This window comes from Olleya sp. HaHaR_3_96 (assembly GCF_019278545.1).
Classification (GTDB): Bacteria; Bacteroidota; Bacteroidia; order Flavobacteriales; family Flavobacteriaceae; genus Olleya.
This window is the reverse complement of the sequence record NZ_CP058987.1, coordinates 273,481-292,581: the sequence shown is the minus strand read 5'-3', so window position 1 is coordinate 292,581 and position 19,101 is coordinate 273,481. Positions and strand designations below refer to the sequence as shown.

Sequence of the window (19,101 nt, the reverse complement as noted above, 5' to 3'; positions counted from 1 at the left end):
TGCTTTTATATTTTTGTGTTAAAATTACTATATCTTCATAATTATTAAAAAAATAGTCTCGTATGAAAAGATTTTTACCTTTAGTTTTTGTGTTATTATGTTTTACAACAGCGTTACAAGCACAAATAAACCAAGATTGCAAAAATACATGTACAATAGATAAGATTGTTTACGAAACAGCTTTTTTAGGTGTGCAATTTGGAAGTCCTTGTAATAAAGAGAGTGATTCAGACAAGGGAGTTGTCATTTTAAAAGTAATTGAAGGTACTGCGGCAGCAGATAATAAATTACAGCCTTACGACCTTGTAGTGGCTATTGATGGTTTAGAAGTTAACAGACGTGGTGATGCAATGAATGCTGTAAAGGCATATGAGCCTTTTGATACAGTGAGGTTTACAATTTTAAGAGATGGTAAAACACTTGTTAAAACGATTACTTTAGGTGCTAAGACAAGTAAAGTGATACAGGAGGTGGTGTGTTGTGATGAAGCAATATCATCATTGTCTAAAGAAAATATCAGCTTATATCCAAACCCTGCAGTTAGTGAGTTAAATATTGCATTTAAAGAAGTGATTCAAGGAGAATATAATTTTGCTGTATATATGACTAATGGTGTATTAGTAAAACAATATAACAAGCGTTTTGTGAAAGGCGATTTAAATGAAAAAATAAATGTTGACAAATTAGAAGATGGCGTTTATGTTTTAAAAATCTCTAAAGACGATACGACCTATTCTAATTTATTCGTGGTTAAGAGGAATTAATAAATAGAAGTTTTACTCATCTAAAAAAGTTGTACTTTTCCGCTATATTAGTTAATTATGAAACAAATAGCTGTTCTTTTACTCTTTTTAGTGGTGGTCTCCTGCCAGTATTTTGATGTAAAAAAAACAACGCCTGAAGCTATTTTAAGAGAAGAGTTAAAAACGTTTAATTGGAACGAAATTGATAATTATCCTAGCTTTTCAGTTTGCGAATCTTTACAGTTTAAACATGATATTAAGGATTGTTTTGAAACGACATTAGCTAATCATATTTCAGAAAGACTTCAAAGTCAGGCGATTATTGTTAGTCAAGATGTTAATGACACTATTATGTTGTCTTTTTTGATTTCGGAAACTGGCGAACTTGAAATTAATGCTATAGAAATTGATAGTATAACGACTCACGAAATTCCAAATTTAAAAGCTTCAATAGTCGAAAGTTTGAATACATTGCCTAAAATACTGCCTGCAGTTAAACGTGGTCAACACGTAAAAACGCAGTTTAAATTACCGATTATACTTAAAGTTAACTAAAGTGAATGCTGAGTTACTTGTTTTGATTTCGGTTTAAAACCGAATAATAACCTGTTTTATAAGCTAAATTTGTAACCTAAAGCAATATCCATAGGGAAGTTATCTGAACTGTCCTGAAGTATTGCAAATAAATTATCATATACAAAAGTAATGTAGCCATTACCAACTTTAAAGTCGGCTCCCACACCAAAGGCTAAAGGAATGTCAAAACTAGTGGATGACTTGTCTTCTGTGTTAAAAGTCCCTAGGTTGTCAATATCTTCAATATTATAAGTTGTTTTAGAGGCTGTAAAGCTTGCGAATTTTGTTTGCCCGTAAATATTAAATTTTGAAGTGTTTATAAATCTAAAACGATAGCCCAAAGCAATTTGAGTAGAGCTATAGTTAAAATCGGCTGTATCTCCAGCGGTTCTAATATTTAAGAAGCCAGCATGTTTGGTTATTGGATTATCTTGAAATAATTCTAATTCAGCACCAAAAAAAGGAACACTTTTATTATCGGGATTTGTTACAAATGGATTGTTTGTTATACCGCCAAAAACACCAATTCTAGTTTTTAATTTGGGTGTACTGGTATCAAAAGTGTAATTGGGGTCACTTGCAGCATTAGATTGATTGATAAAGTTTTTTAGACTAGGTAAGGTTAGTTTAACTTTAGAGGCATCTGTTTCTAAAATAGCCTTTAACGTGTCCTGATACGCATTGTTATATTTGTTATCGCTTCCTTTTGTGTTTGTTAGTTCGGTTAGCTGTTCGTCTTCATTTTTGATAAAGTAACGGTATTTGCCATCAAAAGTATTCCAGAGTAAATCATAGGTGCCTTCAACCTCGGTTTTAAGCTCTAAGGTTTCATTATTTACTGTGTAGGTTGTTTGGGCAAAGCTAAAAACACTTATGGTTAAGGCTAAAAGTAAAGTTACAGTTTTCATAACGTAGTAGATTGGTTTACTGCTAAAGTAAAATATTTTTAGGGATTATACTATTTCTTGAAAGATCGGCCTTTCCATTTGTAGGAAGAAAACATTGAGATAAAAGCGACATAAACATTAAAAAAAGGATAGATTAAACAGCTCCAAGTGTAATGTTTTAGGACACTTTCTTTATTAAAAAACTGACTGGTTTTATAGATTAACAAAAAGTCAATTGCAATTTTTATAAAAAAGAGGTAAGCAAACGGTTTGAGTGCGAATTGGCCTAAAAGCACTAAAACAAAGCTTACAACAATACTAGCGTTTGCAATTAAAACGATTAGGCCAACAAGTTTAGCAAAATTGTTTTTATAGTTACTGGTTTTACTGGCCCAACGTATGCGTTGAGATAGTAATGTTTGTATTGTTTTTTGTGGTTTAGTAGTGACAATGGCATGTTCGCTTTTTAAGTATTTTACAGCCGTTTTATCTTGTTTTAGTGCTTTTTCCATCAAGAAAATATCATCACCACTCGCAATGTTAGTATTGCCTTCAAAACCTTGTAGAGTTGCAAAAAAACTTTTTTTGTAAGCTAGATTTGCACCATTACATAAAAAAGGTTTGTTAATTCCAAAGGCACCAATGGTCGCGCCAATTAAGCTTAAAAAATCTAATGTTTGAAACGCGTTTAATAAGCCTGAATTATTAGCGTAATCAACAGGTCCAACAATCATTTTTGAATTGGTGTTCTGTATGCAGTTGTCAAAACTATCTAGCCAGTAATTTGGTAATGCGCAGTCCGCATCCGTAGTAATAATCCATAGGTTTGTGGCATGTTTAATGGCGGTAGTAATAGCGTCTTTTTTTGGCGAATTAGTCTGTCTTTGATTTTTTGTAATTTTAATGTCAATCGTTTTGGATTGGTTTTGTGATAAAAAGTAATTGATTATTTCAATAGAGTTGTCTTCTGAGTCATCATCCACTAAAATGATTTCGAATAAATGAGGTGGATAATTCAATTTGAAAATAGAATCCAATAATTGTGATAAATTTTCAGCTTCATTCCTAAATGGGATGATAACTGTAAACGTTGTTTTGGGTATGATGTCTTGAAGTCTAAAGGGTTTTACTTTGTCAAACCCTAGAATAAAAATGCCTATTAAAAAAAGATACAGTATGATAATGATAACAAAAGTAATGCTCATTAGTTTTTGGTTTTTGGTAAATTAAAATTTAATACAAAATAGCTGCCGACTATACTTGGTAGTGCAAAATTTAGAAGCCACATCAAAAGGACACAACTTAAAATAGGTAATGCTGTAATGTCAGCCAAACTAAATAGGTATATGGCAACACTTCCTTTGATTAGCACATCAAAAATGGTTATACTAGGAATGATAGAGGCTAGTAAATATAGTGTTGTTATGATGATCATCGCGTCCCAATAGCGCAACGGGACATTAAAAAGGGATAAGATAAAGTAGAACTGAAATGAGAAAATAGCATAGCGCACTAACGATAATAATAATCCGATAGTTAAATATTTAATGCCAAGGTTATAGGTAAAATCATAAATTTTTATAAGAGAAAACCCTTTGATTTTATATTTGCTTTGGGTTATACCAATAGTTAGAAGTGTTACTGAAGCAATAAGGATAAGTAGCCCTCTTGAGAGTTTGAAATAGTTGATGTTTATTTCATAAGTTTTGTAATAGAATAGAAAACCAATACTTCCTAAAATAACAGTAATACCCATTTGCATCATGTTGCTAATTAGATTTATTAGTAAGATCCGTTTTCTTAATGGTTTTAAATAGTATATAGCTTTTGCGCCATATTCCCCAATACGATTTGGTGTAAATAAAGATGCCGTAAGTGATCCTAAACTTTGTGCAGTGGCTTCTAAAAAGGAAAGGGTTCTAACTTTAGAGACTAAATAACGCCATTTTGTTATCTCGAAAAACCAATTTAATACGGATAAGCCTACTAAAAACAGACTGTTTTTCACAGAAAAGAGCTTAGTATCGTTTAAAAATCGCCAAAATTGATTAAAATTTAAACTATCGTTATTAAGCAATTTGTGATAAATAAAATAAAAAGCGCCAACAACTATACTTAATTTAATAAGTACAAAAAAGAATTGTTTAGTTTTGTCAGGCAAGCTTTTGTGCATAATAGAGGCGCCAATTTAGACGTTTGCAAATTAAACTAAATTATTACACAATGTTATCTACTATCAAACACTATTGTATTATTCTAATGACTGTTTTTGCAGTAAGTACAGCTAGCGCACAATTAGAAACAAGTAAATGGAAAGCCTTAATTTCTGTGGGTATAAATAGTCCATCGCAAGAAGGATTAGTTACTCCTTTTGAAGCAAATACGATTAACTTTCCGACAATTAATTTAGGGCTTCAACGCATGTTTACACCACAATTAGGGGCTAAATTGGATTTTGGTTATAATCGTTTTGCAAATGCAGATGATACACCAGAATTTAAAACCAATTATACCCGTATTAATTTACAGTTTGTATACGATGGGACTAGGTTTTTTAGCTTTTTACCAATTGACACAGGTGTTGTTTTTCATATTGGTCCAGGCTATTCTATGATTAAACCTTTAGGGGATTACGGTGATAATAAAACCTCTTTTTTAAACGGAATGGCAGGATTAGAATTTCATTATGGACTTAGTCGGTCGGTGTCCGCTTTTATTGATGCGTCCTATATTTATGGATTTGGAAAAGACTTTGATCCCATTACGGAGGGTTTCGGGTCGTTTAATGGAAACCTGCTAACTGTAACTGTTGGTGTGGCTGTATCATTAAGTGGTTGTTATACTTGTAATTAAATGAGCAAAGAACAAATTATATTAGGAATCGATCCAGGAACAACCATTATGGGATTTGGTTTGATAAAGGTGGTTAACAAAAAAATGAGTTTATTACAGTTGAATGAATTAGACTTAAAAAAGTATGATGATCATTATCTAAAACTGAAACTTATTTTTGAGCGTACTATAGAGCTGATTGAGACATATCATCCGGATGAGATTGCTATTGAAGCACCCTTCTTTGGGAAAAACGTACAAAGTATGCTTAAGTTAGGTCGTGCGCAAGGTGTGGCTATGGCAGCTGGGTTGTCGCGAGAAGTTCCGATTACTGAGTATGCGCCTAAAAAAATTAAAATGGCCATTACAGGAAGTGGAAACGCGAGTAAAGAGCAGGTTGCAAAAATGTTGCAAAGTATGTTAGGGATTAAAACCTTACCTAAAAATTTAGATTCCATGGATGGACTAGGTGCTGCTGTGTGTCATTTTTACAATCAAGGACGTATAGAAATAGGAAAGAGTTATTCTGGTTGGGACAGTTTTGTTAAGCAGAATGAAAAGCGCGTCAAGAAGTAATAATTAATTGTCAATTATCGGTTTAATATTAGAAACGATAAGAAGAAATAAGAGGTGATTATTTATAATTAAATATGTCAGGAATATACATACACATACCATTTTGCAAGCAAGCCTGTCATTATTGTGACTTTCATTTTTCGACGTCAATGAAAAAGAAAGACCAGCTTATATTTGCTTTAGCGAAAGAACTAGAATTGCGTAAAGATGAGTTTAAAGATATAACGGTAGAAACTATTTATTTTGGAGGCGGGACACCAAGTGTGTTGTCAGCAGACGAGTTGCAATATTTAATTGATAGTGTCTATTTAAATTATAAAGTCACGGATAGTCCTGAAATTACTTTAGAAGCTAATCCAGATGATTTAGTTATAGATAATGATGTTACATTGAGTGCAGTCGAAGTGCAATCCTTGTACCAATCAAAATTTGAAGGGTTAAAAAGTACAGGGATTAATAGACTTAGTATTGGTGTTCAGTCATTTCATGAAAAGGATTTAAAACTCATGAATCGTGCGCATAATGCAGAGGAAGCTAAACGTTGTTTACAGTTTGCTACACAATATTTTGATAACATAAGTTTAGATTTAATTTATGGTATCCCAAATAGTACCAATGCAGAGTGGTTAGAAAATATTAATACGGCACTAAGTTTTGGAATTCCTCATATTTCTAGTTACGCTTTAACGGTGGAACCTAAAACAGCATTAGCCAGTTTTATAGCAAAGGGAATTATTGATAATGTTGATGACGATTTAGCACATGACCAATTTCATATTTTAATAGAGCGGTTAGGTCAAGCTGGTTTTGATCATTATGAGTTATCTAATTTTGGTAAAAAGGCGTATTACAGCAAAAATAATAGCGCCTATTGGTTGGGTAAACCATATTTAGGGATCGGTCCTTCTGCACACAGTTTTAATGGAGAGCAACGGGCTTGGAATTTGAAAAATAATTCGATTTACATTGCTAAAATTAACCAAGAGCAATTACCGTTAGAGGTTGAGGTTTTGAGCTTAAATGATAAGTATAATGAGTTTGTGATGACAGGTTTGCGCACTATTTGGGGGGTCTCACTTGCAGAGGTAGAAAAACAATTTGGAAAACGCTTTTTGGAATACTTGTTGCAACAAGCTAATCAGTATGTAAATAAACAAATGTTGTATATTGAGGATAACAGCTTAAAAACGACAAAAACTGGTAAGTTTCTTAGCGATGGGATTGCTTCGGACTTATTTATGCTGAATTAATTTTCGCGTTTTGGTATTAATTTGTATTTTTTATTCTCATACGGAACAAACCTAAAAACTCACAGAAACAAGTACAGTTAACATGATTTCTACAATAACCATAAACACCAAAAAATACACAGTTAATTTAGCAGAGCCTTTAGATGTCTCCATGCCGCTTCGTGCGTCAGAAACCAATGCAAATGCATGGTATATTGATGCGCCTATAATAGCCCCAGTTAAACTTAACGATTGGACCGCAAGTGTAAAAGAAGGTGCGTCAATTAATTTTAATAATATTCAGTTTAATCCACATGCTCATGGGACGCATACGGAGTGTGTTGGTCATATTACAGAGCAATTTTACAGTGTAAACAAATGCTTAAAACAGTTTTTCTTTTTAGCAGAAGTTATTTCTGTGGCACCGGAACAAGTTGGAGAGGATCAAGTGATCTCAAAAGCACAATTGCAATATCTTTTAAAGCAACGTAAACCACAAGCATTGGTTATTAGAACCATGCCAAATACTAAAGCTAAAAAATCGAGACAATATTCCAATACTAATTGGCCTTATTTAACAGAGGAAGCTGCTATTTTTATTAGAAAAATTGGCATAAAACACTTGTTGATAGATCTGCCAAGTATAGATAAAGAAAAGGATGAAGGTAAATTATTAGCGCATAAAGCGTTTTGGGATTTTAATGGTAAGATTAGAAAAGACGCCACAATAACAGAGTTTATTTATGTGCCAAACAAAGTCCAAGATGGTAAGTACATTTTAAATCTTCAAATTGCACCAATCGAAAATGATGCAACACCAAGTAAGCCGATTTTATATAAAATAGAAAAATAGATGGGAACATTTTTTACATTAATTATTGGAGGTATTATTGGATTGGGGCTGTATACTCTATATAATCATTTGCAATCTAAAAAGAAAGTGACAGCACAGTCGGTCATATTATTAGACAAAATAAAAAAAGTCTGCAAATTTATTACTGTAGAAGGAGATTTTGCAGAAATCTATCATTATGAAGACGTTAAAGAGCGGTTTTTAAAACTTGTTTCAAGTAAGAAAAAAGCCTTAGTAGTCATTAATGCAAAAGCTTATGTTGGATACGATTTTGATAAAATTGAATTAACGTCTAATCATAAAAAGAAGATAGTTACTATTAGTCATTTTCCACAACCAGAGATTCTATCTATAGAGACTAACATTAATTATTACGATAAAACAGATGGTTACTTTAATAAGTTTGAAGCTACAGACCTTACTAATTTAAGTGAAGAAGCAAAGCAACATATTAGAGATAAAGTCCCAGAAAGCGGTTTGTATAATGTCGCTAGAAAAGAAGCGTTAGAGTCTTTGCTTTTAGTGGAGAATATTGTTGAAACCATAGGGTGGCGATTGGATTATAGTGCTTTAACGCTAAAATCTAATGAGAAATTAAAATTGGAATAGGTTTTTTGTCGATATTATCTGCTGTTAGTCTGATTTTTATTTTTTTTTTATTATCTTTAATCAGATGTGTTTTTGTTTTAAGACATTAGTTATCAGAAAATTAACCCCTAGATTATGAATAGATTTTTTCAATACATTAATGAGACCTTGATTAGCTTAGATATTCCTGCCTTAATCCATATGGAGGATAAAGTAACTTATAAAAGACTTAAAAAAACGTCTTATAAATCTAAACCTACCCAACAAAACTAGATTTTATCTTGCTTTTTTATGAATATTGAGCAGCTTAGGGAGCATTGTTTAAGTAAGCTAAAAGTAACAGAAGATTTTCCTTTTGACGCCAATACTTTAGTGTTTAAAGTATTGGGTAAAATGTTTGCTCTAGTCTCATTAGAGAAATGGGATAATGGCTTAGCGGCAATAAACTTAAAATGTGATCCAGAGTATGCTATCAAACTTCGTGAAGCACATGAGAGTATTGAGCCTGGTTGGCATATGAATAAAAAACATTGGAACACGTTGTATATCCATAAAAACGATTTATCACCAAAACTTATTTCTGAGCTAATTGATCATTCTTATGATATGGTTGTTAAAGGAATGACTAATAAAATGCGTTCAGAATTAGAGTAAAAAAAGAGACTTATCGATACTAAACTGCAATTTACCGTTAGTAAAGGTGTAATTGTAGAATAGTTTTAATAAGCAGTAGGTGTGTCATTATTTTTGAAGTATAAAGACCTCAAATCATGAAATTCCCTCAATTCGATAGATTATTCAAAGTGTTTAATCAAAGCTTAGAATCAAACACTTCTCTTAATGTGTCGCTTGTGAAACCAGACTTAAAATTAAATAGTTGTAAAGTGTTACATTCTAGTTTAAAACAGTTAGAGTTTATTTCCTTCCTAGAAGTTCATTTAAGTAAAAAAGACTTAAATGAGTATTCATTAAATTTTTTATTAGAGTCAGATAAAGTTAAGCGCCATGCTAAGAATAACACTATAAAATCGATAGCATATTGTAAAAGTTAAAATACTCAATTTCCATTCGTCGACACTTAAACGTTATTCAGCATTACTAAAACCAGTATAAGCGAAATTAAATTTTTGTGAGTGTAATTAGTGATAGTTTTGTTTTATAGAAAATAATACACCCTCACAATGTCAAAAACACTTAAAATTCTTCTAATTGAAGATGATATGATTGAAAAAATGAAGTTGAACAGAACAACTTCAGCTTTACAATTAAATCACCATATTATTGAAGCCAATAACGGAGAAGAAGCATTAGAGCTTTTAGAAAATAAAGATAATTTACCAGATATAATTTTGCTCGATTTAAATATGCCAAAAATTAATGGTATTGAATTTTTAGGTATTCTAAAAAAAGATCCTGTCCTAAAGTATATTCCTACGATCATATTAACAACGTCTAACAATCAAAAAGATTTATTGGAATGTTATAAAATCGGTGTTGCAGGATATGTTATAAAACCATTAAAATATGAAGATTATGTTAGTAAAATTGAAAAATTATTAGCATATTGGAGTATTAATGAATTAATTGTAGTTTAAAAATGAAAGGAATTGTTTTTACAGAGTTTTTAGAGTTAGTAGAAGATAAGTTTGGTCTAGAAATGGTAGACAACATTATAACGAGCTCTACCTTAGAGTCTGAAGGTGTTTATACCGCTGTGGGAACATATAGTTTTTCTGAAATGCTTCAATTATTAAGTCATTTAAGTGAAAACACAGGGATATCAATAGATAACCTTCTATTGGTTTACGCGGAGCATTTTTTTAGTGTTATTGAAAAAAGCTATCCTGGACTTTTAGCGACTTATAAAGATCCTATTGAAATGATTTCATCTATCGAAAATCATATTCATGTAGAAGTTAGGAAAATTTATCCAGATGCAGAATTACCAACTTTTGAAGTTGTTGAGAAAACGGAAAACTCCTTAATAATGATTTATACCTCAAGCCGTGCAATGCATCATTTTGGTTTAGGGTTGATGAATAAGACATTTGCGCATTTTAATTCTACTGCGACAATAGATTTACAAAAAATAAAAGAAGACGGAACGGAAGTTAGATTTGTTATTCATAAAAATTAATGAGTCACGACCAAACAGAAATACTACAGCGTGCTTTAAAGCGTGAAAAGGCAGCAAGAAAAGCAGCAGAAAAAATTCTTGAGGAAAAATCAAGAGAACTTTACTTAACGTCTCAAAGACTTGAACAGCTGTTGGATGAAAAATCATCTCAGTTAGAAGGTGTTTTCGAGAATATTGTAGATGCCTACGTGGTTATGGACTTACAAGGTAATTTTATAAAATTTAACGAGGCAGCGACTAAGTTATTTGGTTATGATATTGCTAGAGATAAAATAAACGTTGTAAACCTTATCTATAAAGAAGATTATCAATACGCGATAGCGTCTTTTTTAGATTTAAAAACTAAAGGTTTTTTTAAAGATTATGAAGCACGTGTTTATACCAAATCTAAAGAGGTAAAATGGGTGCATATCAATGCCAGTGTTATTTTTGATTCTAATAAAAAGCCTGTGGCAGCTCAAGGTATTGTTAGAGATATTACTGATCAAAAAAAATCTGCAGAAAAGCTTATCGAGTCTGAAAACCGATTGGCAACATTAATTTTAAATTTAGATAGCGGCATTGTTTTAGAAGACGAAAACCGTAATATAGTACTTACTAATAATAAATTTTGCCAACTTTTTGGTATTGATGCAAACCCTAAAGATTTAATCGGGATGGATTGCGTTGCGGCATCAGAACATAACAAGGTGCTGTTTAAAGATCCTGATGGCTTTATACAAAGGATGCGTGCTATAGATGTTGATAAAAAAACGGTTATTGGTGACGAATTAGAAATGGTCGACGGTAAAATTTTAGAACGTAGTTACATGCCAATAGTTGCGGGTGACCAATATAAAGGATACCTGTGGACCTTTACAGATGTTACTTTAAAGCGTACTTATAGAAAAAGTTTGGAGGCGCAGAAGCAGAAGTATTACAATATTATAGCAAATATGAATTTAGGAATGGTGGAGTTGAATAACAACGACGAAATCCTAATGGTAAATCATAGTTTTGAAAAAATGTCTGGCTATACAGAAGCGGAAGTGAAAGGTAAAAATGCACGAGCTCTTTTTGGTGCTGAAGAGGATTCTGAAATATTAAAAGAAGAACGAAAAAAACGTAACAAAGGAGAGTCAAACTCTTATGAGTTTAAGGCTATATGTAAAAAAGGAAAAACAAGACATTGGTTAGTTAGTGGCGCACCAAATTATAATATAGATGGAGAGGTCATTGGATCTATTGGGATTCATTTAGATGTGACAGAGACTAAAAATCTAGAAATTCAGAAGGAAAAATTATTAAGTAAATTAGCGAAAAGTAATGACGAGCTTCAGGAGTATGCACATATCGTGTCTCATGACCTAAAGTCGCCTTTACGAAGTATAGACGCACTAGTTAGCTGGTTGAAAGAAGATAATAAAGGGAAGTTGGATGCTGTAAGTCTTCAAAATTTTGGACTTATTGAAACCACTTTAGAGAAGATGGAACAATTAATTACGGACGTGTTAAATTACTCTAGTGTTGGAGCAGATAACTCGGTTAAGGTCAATGTGGATTTAAATAGTATGGTTAGCGAGCTGGTTAGCATATTGTATATTCCAGATCATATAGAGATTAAGAGTCTTAATGTTTTACCTAATATAATAGGAGATAAGACCAAGCTACAGCAGGTGTTTCAGAACCTAATTAGCAATTCGGTTAAGTTTATAGATAAAGCAAAGGGTAGTATTGTCATTGATGTCGAAGATTTAAAAAGTCATTACAAATTTTCAATAAAAGATAATGGTATTGGTATTGATAAAAAGTACCATGATAAAATATTTAAGATATTCCATTCGTTAAAGAAGAGTAAGGATTCCTCAGGAATTGGATTGTCTATTGTTAAAAAAATCGTCAATTTACATGAAGGTGAAATCTGGTTAGATAGTGAGCCAAATGTAGGAACTACTTTTTATTTCACATTAAAAAAATAGCAATGAAAACAGTACAGTTAGTCAAGCATAAGGATGAAGAGTGGGAATATGTTATTGAAAATCAAGACTTAAAAGCACCTTTGGTTTTAGTTTTTGGTAATCGGTATATGTTGGAGGATAGTTTGGTTTACGAAGAGATTAGACAACTTTTTCCTGATGGACATATTGTTTTTGCGTCTTCATGTGCAGAGATTTCATCAAATACAGTAAATCAAGATAGTATTACTATTACTGCTATCGAGTTTGAAAAAAGTAAGTTTGTAATTAAAACTAGTAATGTTTTAAATTCTGATTTAGATAGTTTTAAAACAGGAAAAGATCTTATTGAGCAATTGCCTCAAGAAGATTTAAAATATGTGTTTGTAGTCTCGGAGGGTAGTTTTGTTAACGGAAGTCAGCTAACAAAAGGAATGAGTGCTTCTACGGATGATAATTTAGTAATTACTGGTGGGTTATGTGGTGATGATGCACGTTTTGAAAAAACATTAGCGTCTTACAATGAGAATCCAAAAGAAGGCGAGTTGGTAGCGATTGGCTTTTATGGAGATACTTTGGAGATTTCATTTTCAATTCATGGGGGATGGACACCTTTTGGTCCAGAACGCATCGTTACAAAGTCGAAAGACAATATTTTATATGAGTTAGATGGGCAACCAGCCTTAGATTTGTATAAAAAATACTTAGGAGATAAGGCTAAAGATTTACCTGGAGCAGCTTTGTTATATCCATTAAACGTAACATCTACAGATGAAAAACAATCTATTGTTAGGTCTATTTTAAATATTAATGAAGAAGAGAATGCAGTGGTTTTAGCTGGAGATATTAAAGAAAACTCTAAAGTGCAGCTAATGATGACCAATGTAGATAATATCGCAAATGCATCAGAACGTGCAGCAAAACAAGCATTAGGTTATAGGAAGAACAAGCCTGAGTTAGCGATACTAGTTAGTTGTATTGGTAGAAAGCTAGTGTTAGACCAACGTGTGGAAGAAGAGGTCGAAGAGGTTATTGATGTGTTGGGTAGCGATACAGTAATCACTGGGTTTTATTCTTATGGCGAAATTGCACCTTTCCATGGCGAAATGGCTTGCCAATTGCATAATCAAACGATGACTATAACGCTAATTAGCGAATAATGAACTCATTATTAAAAAGACAAATACGTAAATTTTTAAGTGAAGAACTCAAGAATAATACGGATTTGACGACATTTATTAATGCTGTGGATTTGTCTTATAATAATTTTGACGAACAATCAGTAATGATTCAAAGGGCTATGGCTATTAGTTCTGACGAATTATATAGTGCTAATAGAAAATTGCAACAAGAAGCTGATGAACAGAAAGAGGTTATTAATAAGCTAAAAAGCGTTATTAACACACTTAAGTTTTATGATTTAAAGGCGGACGAAACGTCTGAAAATATTGAATTGACCGGTTCTAATTTAGTTGATTTTATTGATAATCAAACCAAAGAGATTATCGAGGTGAACAAGCAAAAACAGTCTATGTTAAACGAGTTGGCGCATCAAAATCAAGAACTTAGTGATTATGCACACATGGTGTCTCATGATTTGAAATCGCCATTGCGAAGCATAGATGCATTAACGACTTGGTTATCCAATGACTATAAGGATGTGTTGGATGCTAATGGAAAATCTACTTTGCATCTTATTAGAACTAATGTTGAAAAAATGGATACGCTAATTACTGGTATTTTAGAATATTCAACGATTGGCAAAAACGAAATAGAGATTTACGATGTTGATGTAGATAAACTTATTGACGATATATTAAATAGTATTCATATTCCACAGCATATTAACTTTACAAAAACCAAATTACCTATAATAAAAGGGGATAAATATCGATTGCAACAATTGTTTCAAAATCTAATTGGTAATGCTATAAAGTATAATGATAAGGAGCACGGTATCATTAATATTGGAGTAGAAGACAAACATGATTATTGGCAATTTTTTATACAAGATAATGGTAAAGGTATTGAAGAAACCTACTTTGATAAAATTTTTAAAACCTTTTTAAAATTAGAAAATAACCCCGAGTCTTCTGGGATTGGATTATCTATTGTAAAGAAAATTGTTGAGTTATATGGTGGTAAGATATGGCTTGAATCTCAAGTTAATATTGGAACTACATTTTATTTCACCCTAAAAAAAGCCCCGAATGGAACAGCCTAATCAATCTTACATTAATAATTTGTCTGGAGGAGATGAAGCCTTTAAGCAAAAACTAATAGATATCATCAAAAAAGAGTTTCCGGAAGAGAAACAGGTGTATTTTGATAACTTTAATGCTGAAAATTATAAGTTAGCAGCGGATAATGTGCATAAACTTAAGCATAAAATTAGTATTTTAGGCCTTGAGAAAAGTTATGAGGTTGCAGTGGCTTACGAAATAAGTTTAGAAGACGGAAAAACCGACGAGAAAGAACAATTTGAAGCTATATTAGATACTATAACCAAATACCTTGAAGATATCTAAATAAAAATTTATGAATTGCATTATCATTGACGACGAAGCCACAGCAAGAATGATTATAACACAGTTATGTTCAAATGTGCCAAGTCTTAATGTTTTAGAGGAATTTCCAAACGCTATGCAAGCCATAAAGTATTTAAATCAGAACGAAGTCGATTTGATTTTTTTAGATATACATATGCCAGATTTTACTGGTTTTGATTTTATAGAAACACTTAAAAATCCACCAAAAATAGTATTAACAACGTCAGATCCCAAATTTGCCATTCAGGCATTTGAATACGATTGTATTGTAGATTATTTGGTGAAGCCAATCACACAAGAACGCTTTCAAAAAGGAATTGATAAGGCTGAAGCCATGCATGATGTGCCCGCAACGCCTACGATACCTGTTTCAGAGTCTGAAAAAGTGGAAACATCATCTGGTAATGACTTATATGTTAATATCGATAGACGTTTAATTAAAATAGATATTCCTAGTATTTATTTAGTGGAAGCCAAGGGGGATTATATTCAGGTTAAAACTGAAGATAAAAACTATACAGTCCATTCGACTTTAAAGAAAATAGAAGAAAAATTACCTGATAGTTTATTCTTAAAAGTACACCGGTCTTATATTATTAATATTAAAAAAATTATTGATATTGAAGATAATAGTGTGCTAATTAAAAAGGACGTTATCCCCGTAAGTCGTTCTAATAGGCCAGAGCTTATGAAACGATTGAACTTGCTTTAAAGTCTCTTTTCTTAATAGTTTATGTGTTTGTTGAAAGACGTTTTATGAGGTCTTTTAGTCGTGTAAGTGCTTCTTTATGTACTTGTAATGTCACTTTAAAACGATTAAAAACATATAAAACCGTTTAACTAAACGATTTAGCTATTCGTCGACACTTAAAATTGAGTTAATCGAATATTCGTAATTCAGGCGGCCTTTCAAGCTAGTTTTGTCATCAAATAAACCAATCACGATGAAAAAAATAGCTATAATCACAACAGTCTTATTAAGTACATTTTTAATGTCTTGTTCAGTTCAAGAGGATGAAATAGAACTTCCGAATGAATATAAAGCAAGCGTTGTAAATGTAGAATATACTGAGTTAGACTATGAGATATTGGAGCTGATTAATGCCCACAGAATTTCTAAAGATTTAAGGGTGTTAACTATTTTAAATGAAGCTTCAAAGGAAGCTATTGCGCATAACCAGTATATGGTTAATCAAGGTGCAGCAAGTCATGATTATTTTTATGTAAGATCTCAAAATTTAAAAGATGTGGTTAATGCAATAACCGTTTCAGAGAATGTAGGATATGGTTTTAGTAATGCGCAAGCTTTAGTTAACGCGTGGTTGAATAGTGATGGACATAGAGAAAATATAGAAAATCCAAATGTTACTGATTTTGGGATTTCAACTAAAAAAGATGCTGAAGGACGTCATTATTTTACTAATATATTCGTGAAGCTATAGTGCTGAAAATCAGCTAACCTACACTTTGTTACCATTCGTCGACACTTAAATTTTACTAATCGAAAAATTCAATTTAAGACTCATTTCTAAAGTAAATTTGTCTTGTAATTAAAAACCCCATCCCATGGCAACAAAACTACATTATTTAAAAAATCGAATAGCCTTACTTACGGTATTACTTTTTAGTTTTTCAAGTCAAGCACAAGACACGCCATTTAACTGTGATGTTAATGCGTACTTATTTCAGTACAATGATGTGTATGCGATCGATTTGGCGTCTGGTAATTCTTATTTAGTGGCAAGTGATGTTACTCCAGGTAATATAAATGCAACAGCTTATAATGCTGCTGATGGTTATATTTGGGGCTATTTAAGTTCGCCTTCTCAAACAATTGTAAGAATAGGGGACGATTTTCAAACGACTTCATTTACTATTCCAGAATTATCATCAGGTAATAAATATGTTGGAGATATTAGTCCAGAGGGAATTTATTATTTTAAAGCTGGAGGAACAAGCTACTTTAAAGTTGATTTAAATCCAGACTCACCAACATACACACAGTATTTGTCTACAGAAAACCTCTCTCAAAATATTAGCATCCATGATTGGGCTTTTAATGCAGTAGATGGAAATTTATATGCAGTAGAAAAAAATTCGAATATTTTATACCGTATTGACCCAATAACCAGTGTGGTTCAGTCATTGGGTGAAGTGCCAATTTTATCAGGATTAAATTATACTTATGGTGCTGTTTATTTTGATGCAGACGGACGTTTTTATGTGTCAGCAAACCAAACAGGAACTATTTATGCGATTCAAAATGTACAAGATGTAACTGCAACCTCATCTATGGATTCTAATTTATTTGCCTTTGGACCTTCAAGTGCTAGTAATGATGGTGCGCGTTGTCCAACAGCTCCTGTGTTACAAGAGATTTGTGATAATGGAATTGATGATGACGGCGATGGTTTAATTGATTGTGAGGATCCTTCTTGTTCTGGTTTTGGAAGTTGTGCCGTTATTGCAGCGCCTACAACAGCTAATGATGGCGGATTAGAAAGTAATGGAAGGCTATCGGAAGCGATTAGCAAGCGTAATTTTAATCGTGCTAAGAACAGTTATAAGTTTGATCAGAAAACAGCAAAACGTGTCTCAAGAGATACAGGTAATACAGCATACAGGACAGCAAACAATAGTTTTCAATTGCAAGATTTTGTACCGTTAACAATTATTAATGAGGATTATGCAATCGACTCAACACCATTAGATTTATTAAATATTACAAATGCAACTGAGGTTTACTCTGTAGATTACATGCAGAATGGCGCTTCAATAGCATCAGTGTTAGCTTTGAAAACTGAAAACGGAGTGTATGAGCACACTAAATATATTTGCGACAGATTATTAGGTGCAGAGTTGATTTCAGTATCAACTATGGATATTAATGACCAAGCATTTATTAAATCAATTATAAAAAATGCTGATGGTAGTTTTGAATATGTATTAAGCTTAGCAGCCAAGGTGGAAAATAATGACGCTAATTTCGCAATAGAATCACATTGGAATTTAGACTTATATGAAGAAAACGTAACGTTTTATAATTTTCAAATATGGTCAGATTCGATGGATGATCTGTATAGTTTAGCTCAAGAAGTGTTAAACCTATTGGATACAGAAAAAACAATTTCTGATTATCAATTGTCAACACCGCCAACCGTATTTGTGAGAAAAGGGAAGTACAATAATGGTGCATTAGACCTTCAAATTATAAATACTAATGCAACTAATGCTGTAACTTTTGATTCTGGATTTAGAGTTACTGAAACTAGTGCTTTTGATTACACATCTTCTAACTTGGATTTAGATGAAAATTATATTACAGATATAACGGTGCAAACAGGACATTTATTTGATGTAGGGTTTAGGATTGGTGATGGTTTAAATACACCAGATGATTTATTTATGTCTGATGGTCCTTGGGGCGTAGATGATTCTGAAGGGAGCACAATCGTTAATACATATGAGGTTACAGAAAATACAATTGCCTTTGATGAGCAAGACTTTCCAGTAGAAAGAAACGTAATACTTAATGCAACAACAAGTACTTATTTTGCAGCTTACAGAGCGCTGACACCACGTTTTAAGGCTGTGGATTTAACAGCTTATGATAGTTTTAATTTGCAAGCAAAAGGAACTGGTAACCTAGAAATTACTTTAGTTAAACAAAGTATCACTAATTGGGAAGAGCAATACAAGACAACTATTGCTTTGACAGACGATTTTGAAGAGGTTGAGATACCATTCGTAGATTTTGCATCAACATTAGGAGCAGAGTTCGATGCTAATGATATTGTAACAATTGTGTTTACTATTGTAAGTGAAGACGGTATAACAACGACTAAAGAAATGAATTTGCAAAATGTGCGCTTTTCTAATAAAAGTAGCTTGTCTACTACCAATTTTGAAGCTAATACAAATAGTCTGGCGATTTATCCAAATCCAATGGTTGATACTGCAAATCTGCATTTTACGGTAAATAATACAGAAACAGTACAGTTAACAATTTATAACCAGTTAGGTAAGATGGTATATAATACAACTGTAACAGCGCAGCCTGGAAAAAATCAGATTGCATTAGAAAAACAAAATTTAAGTACAGGATTATACATCTGTAAATTGTCAAGTACACAAATGCACTATAATCCCTTAAAGTTACTAGTTAAATAGGGCTTTCTTTATAGTTTTTGATTGATG

21 protein-coding genes are annotated in these 19,101 nt (G+C 32.3%); 18 read left to right on the top strand and 3 right to left on the bottom strand.

Going from position 1 to position 19,101, the window contains the following annotated elements; translation table 11 throughout:
- The first annotated feature begins 62 nt into the window (after nucleotides 1-62).
- Both H0I26_RS01215 and H0I26_RS01210 read left to right on the top strand, forming a co-directional pair.
- The gene (locus H0I26_RS01215) at nucleotides 63-764 is read left to right on the top strand and encodes a PDZ domain-containing protein (RefSeq protein WP_218700669.1); all 702 of its coding nucleotides are present in this window, start codon (nucleotides 63-65) and stop codon (nucleotides 762-764) included.
- A 57-nt stretch (nucleotides 765-821) separates the two neighbouring features.
- Nucleotides 822-1,298, top strand: coding sequence for a hypothetical protein (locus H0I26_RS01210; RefSeq protein ID WP_218700668.1), 477 nt, complete (start codon nucleotides 822-824; stop codon nucleotides 1,296-1,298).
- A gap of 56 nt (nucleotides 1,299-1,354) precedes the next feature.
- On the opposite strand, the gene H0I26_RS01205 is transcribed toward H0I26_RS01210, so the two are convergent.
- The 3 genes from H0I26_RS01205 to H0I26_RS01195 are packed head-to-tail and all read right to left on the bottom strand — an operon-like array spanning nucleotide 1,355 to nucleotide 4,379.
- Nucleotides 1,355-2,227 (bottom strand): hypothetical protein, encoded by an 873-nt coding sequence (locus H0I26_RS01205; RefSeq protein WP_218700667.1) that lies wholly within the window; start codon nucleotides 2,225-2,227, stop codon nucleotides 1,355-1,357.
- Nucleotides 2,228-2,277: 50 nt separating this feature from the next.
- Complete coding sequence (locus H0I26_RS01200) at nucleotides 2,278-3,411, bottom strand: glycosyltransferase (protein WP_218700666.1); 1,134 nt, start codon at nucleotides 3,409-3,411, stop codon at nucleotides 2,278-2,280.
- Nucleotides 3,411-4,379: a flippase-like domain-containing protein gene (locus H0I26_RS01195; protein ID WP_218700665.1), complete on the bottom strand. Its 969-nt coding sequence runs from the start codon at nucleotides 4,377-4,379 to the stop codon at nucleotides 3,411-3,413. The genes H0I26_RS01200 and H0I26_RS01195 overlap by 1 nt, the downstream gene beginning before the upstream one ends.
- 50 nt (nucleotides 4,380-4,429) lie before the next feature.
- Here H0I26_RS01195 and H0I26_RS01190 point away from each other — a divergent pair, with 50 nt between their 5' ends.
- The 16 genes from H0I26_RS01190 (at nucleotide 4,430) to H0I26_RS01115 (ending at nucleotide 19,074) form a co-directional block, all read left to right on the top strand.
- Complete coding sequence (locus tag H0I26_RS01190) at nucleotides 4,430-5,059, top strand: cell envelope biogenesis protein OmpA (RefSeq protein WP_101015451.1); 630 nt, start codon at nucleotides 4,430-4,432, stop codon at nucleotides 5,057-5,059.
- Nucleotides 5,060-5,614, top strand: coding sequence for a crossover junction endodeoxyribonuclease RuvC (gene ruvC, locus H0I26_RS01185; protein ID WP_101015450.1), 555 nt, complete (start codon nucleotides 5,060-5,062; stop codon nucleotides 5,612-5,614).
- 74 nt (nucleotides 5,615-5,688) lie between these two features.
- Nucleotides 5,689-6,864: a radical SAM family heme chaperone HemW gene (gene hemW, locus H0I26_RS01180; RefSeq protein WP_218700664.1), complete on the top strand. Its 1,176-nt coding sequence runs from the start codon at nucleotides 5,689-5,691 to the stop codon at nucleotides 6,862-6,864.
- 82 nt (nucleotides 6,865-6,946) lie between these two features.
- Entirely contained in the window at nucleotides 6,947-7,696 is a 750-nt protein-coding gene (locus H0I26_RS01175; protein ID WP_218700663.1) for a cyclase family protein, read from the top strand.
- The gene (locus tag H0I26_RS01170) at nucleotides 7,697-8,305 is read left to right on the top strand and encodes a DUF4230 domain-containing protein (protein ID WP_218700662.1); all 609 of its coding nucleotides are present in this window, start codon (nucleotides 7,697-7,699) and stop codon (nucleotides 8,303-8,305) included.
- Between the two features lie 114 nt (nucleotides 8,306-8,419).
- Complete coding sequence (locus H0I26_RS01165; protein ID WP_218700661.1) at nucleotides 8,420-8,557, top strand: hypothetical protein; 138 nt, start codon at nucleotides 8,420-8,422, stop codon at nucleotides 8,555-8,557.
- 18 nt (nucleotides 8,558-8,575) lie between these two features.
- Nucleotides 8,576-8,938: an MmcQ/YjbR family DNA-binding protein gene (locus tag H0I26_RS01160; protein WP_218700660.1), complete on the top strand. Its 363-nt coding sequence runs from the start codon at nucleotides 8,576-8,578 to the stop codon at nucleotides 8,936-8,938.
- 527 nt (nucleotides 8,939-9,465) lie between these two features.
- Entirely contained in the window at nucleotides 9,466-9,879 is a 414-nt protein-coding gene (locus tag H0I26_RS01155) for a response regulator (RefSeq protein ID WP_101015444.1), read from the top strand.
- Nucleotides 9,880-9,881: 2 nt separating this feature from the next.
- Entirely contained in the window at nucleotides 9,882-10,421 is a 540-nt protein-coding gene (locus H0I26_RS01150) for a heme NO-binding domain-containing protein (RefSeq protein WP_218700659.1), read from the top strand.
- On the top strand, nucleotides 10,421-12,379 hold the full coding sequence (locus H0I26_RS01145; RefSeq protein WP_218700658.1) for a PAS domain S-box protein: 1,959 nt from the start codon (nucleotides 10,421-10,423) through the stop codon (nucleotides 12,377-12,379). The genes H0I26_RS01150 and H0I26_RS01145 overlap by 1 nt, the downstream gene beginning before the upstream one ends.
- Nucleotides 12,380-12,381: 2 nt before the next feature.
- Nucleotides 12,382-13,515 carry an FIST signal transduction protein gene (locus H0I26_RS01140; RefSeq protein WP_218700657.1) on the top strand — a complete coding sequence of 378 codons (1,134 nt, stop codon included), beginning with the start codon at nucleotides 12,382-12,384 and terminating at the stop codon, nucleotides 13,513-13,515.
- A complete protein-coding gene (locus H0I26_RS01135) occupies nucleotides 13,515-14,579 on the top strand; it encodes a sensor histidine kinase (RefSeq protein WP_218700656.1) in 1,065 nt (354 codons plus the stop codon). The genes H0I26_RS01140 and H0I26_RS01135 overlap by 1 nt, the downstream gene beginning before the upstream one ends.
- Nucleotides 14,566-14,883, top strand: a complete 318-nt coding sequence (locus tag H0I26_RS01130) for an Hpt domain-containing protein (RefSeq protein WP_218700655.1) — start codon at nucleotides 14,566-14,568, stop codon at nucleotides 14,881-14,883. Before H0I26_RS01135 ends, H0I26_RS01130 begins: the two co-directional genes overlap by 14 nt.
- A gap of 10 nt (nucleotides 14,884-14,893) precedes the next feature.
- Nucleotides 14,894-15,616: a LytR/AlgR family response regulator transcription factor gene (locus H0I26_RS01125; RefSeq protein ID WP_218700654.1), complete on the top strand. Its 723-nt coding sequence runs from the start codon at nucleotides 14,894-14,896 to the stop codon at nucleotides 15,614-15,616.
- A gap of 232 nt (nucleotides 15,617-15,848) precedes the next feature.
- A complete protein-coding gene (locus tag H0I26_RS01120; RefSeq protein WP_218700653.1) occupies nucleotides 15,849-16,346 on the top strand; it encodes a CAP domain-containing protein in 498 nt (165 codons plus the stop codon).
- 124 nt (nucleotides 16,347-16,470) lie between these two features.
- The gene (locus H0I26_RS01115) at nucleotides 16,471-19,074 is read left to right on the top strand and encodes a T9SS type A sorting domain-containing protein (RefSeq protein ID WP_218700652.1); all 2,604 of its coding nucleotides are present in this window, start codon (nucleotides 16,471-16,473) and stop codon (nucleotides 19,072-19,074) included.
- Nucleotides 19,075-19,101: the final 27 nt, after the last annotated feature.

Coding starts and splice junctions, on each gene's coding strand:
- H0I26_RS01190 (WP_101015451.1), top strand. CDS start 4,430: ATGTTATCTACTATCAAACACTATTGTATTATTCTAATGACTGTTTTT.
- ruvC (WP_101015450.1), top strand. CDS start 5,060: ATGAGCAAAGAACAAATTATATTAGGAATCGATCCAGGAACAACCATT.
- H0I26_RS01145 (WP_218700658.1), top strand. CDS start 10,421: ATGAGTCACGACCAAACAGAAATACTACAGCGTGCTTTAAAGCGTGAA.
- H0I26_RS01165 (WP_218700661.1), top strand. CDS start 8,420: ATGAATAGATTTTTTCAATACATTAATGAGACCTTGATTAGCTTAGAT.
- H0I26_RS01140 (WP_218700657.1), top strand. CDS start 12,382: ATGAAAACAGTACAGTTAGTCAAGCATAAGGATGAAGAGTGGGAATAT.
- H0I26_RS01175 (WP_218700663.1), top strand. CDS start 6,947: ATGATTTCTACAATAACCATAAACACCAAAAAATACACAGTTAATTTA.
- H0I26_RS01135 (WP_218700656.1), top strand. CDS start 13,515: ATGAACTCATTATTAAAAAGACAAATACGTAAATTTTTAAGTGAAGAA.
- H0I26_RS01195 (WP_218700665.1), bottom strand. CDS start 4,379: ATGCACAAAAGCTTGCCTGACAAAACTAAACAATTCTTTTTTGTACTT.
- H0I26_RS01200 (WP_218700666.1), bottom strand. CDS start 3,411: ATGAGCATTACTTTTGTTATCATTATCATACTGTATCTTTTTTTAATA.
- H0I26_RS01215 (WP_218700669.1), top strand. CDS start 63: ATGAAAAGATTTTTACCTTTAGTTTTTGTGTTATTATGTTTTACAACA.
- H0I26_RS01150 (WP_218700659.1), top strand. CDS start 9,882: ATGAAAGGAATTGTTTTTACAGAGTTTTTAGAGTTAGTAGAAGATAAG.
- H0I26_RS01155 (WP_101015444.1), top strand. CDS start 9,466: ATGTCAAAAACACTTAAAATTCTTCTAATTGAAGATGATATGATTGAA.
- H0I26_RS01160 (WP_218700660.1), top strand. CDS start 8,576: ATGAATATTGAGCAGCTTAGGGAGCATTGTTTAAGTAAGCTAAAAGTA.
- H0I26_RS01205 (WP_218700667.1), bottom strand. CDS start 2,227: ATGAAAACTGTAACTTTACTTTTAGCCTTAACCATAAGTGTTTTTAGC.
- H0I26_RS01115 (WP_218700652.1), top strand. CDS start 16,471: ATGGCAACAAAACTACATTATTTAAAAAATCGAATAGCCTTACTTACG.
- hemW (WP_218700664.1), top strand. CDS start 5,689: ATGTCAGGAATATACATACACATACCATTTTGCAAGCAAGCCTGTCAT.
- H0I26_RS01125 (WP_218700654.1), top strand. CDS start 14,894: ATGAATTGCATTATCATTGACGACGAAGCCACAGCAAGAATGATTATA.
- H0I26_RS01210 (WP_218700668.1), top strand. CDS start 822: ATGAAACAAATAGCTGTTCTTTTACTCTTTTTAGTGGTGGTCTCCTGC.
- H0I26_RS01120 (WP_218700653.1), top strand. CDS start 15,849: ATGAAAAAAATAGCTATAATCACAACAGTCTTATTAAGTACATTTTTA.
- H0I26_RS01130 (WP_218700655.1), top strand. CDS start 14,566: ATGGAACAGCCTAATCAATCTTACATTAATAATTTGTCTGGAGGAGAT.
- H0I26_RS01170 (WP_218700662.1), top strand. CDS start 7,697: ATGGGAACATTTTTTACATTAATTATTGGAGGTATTATTGGATTGGGG.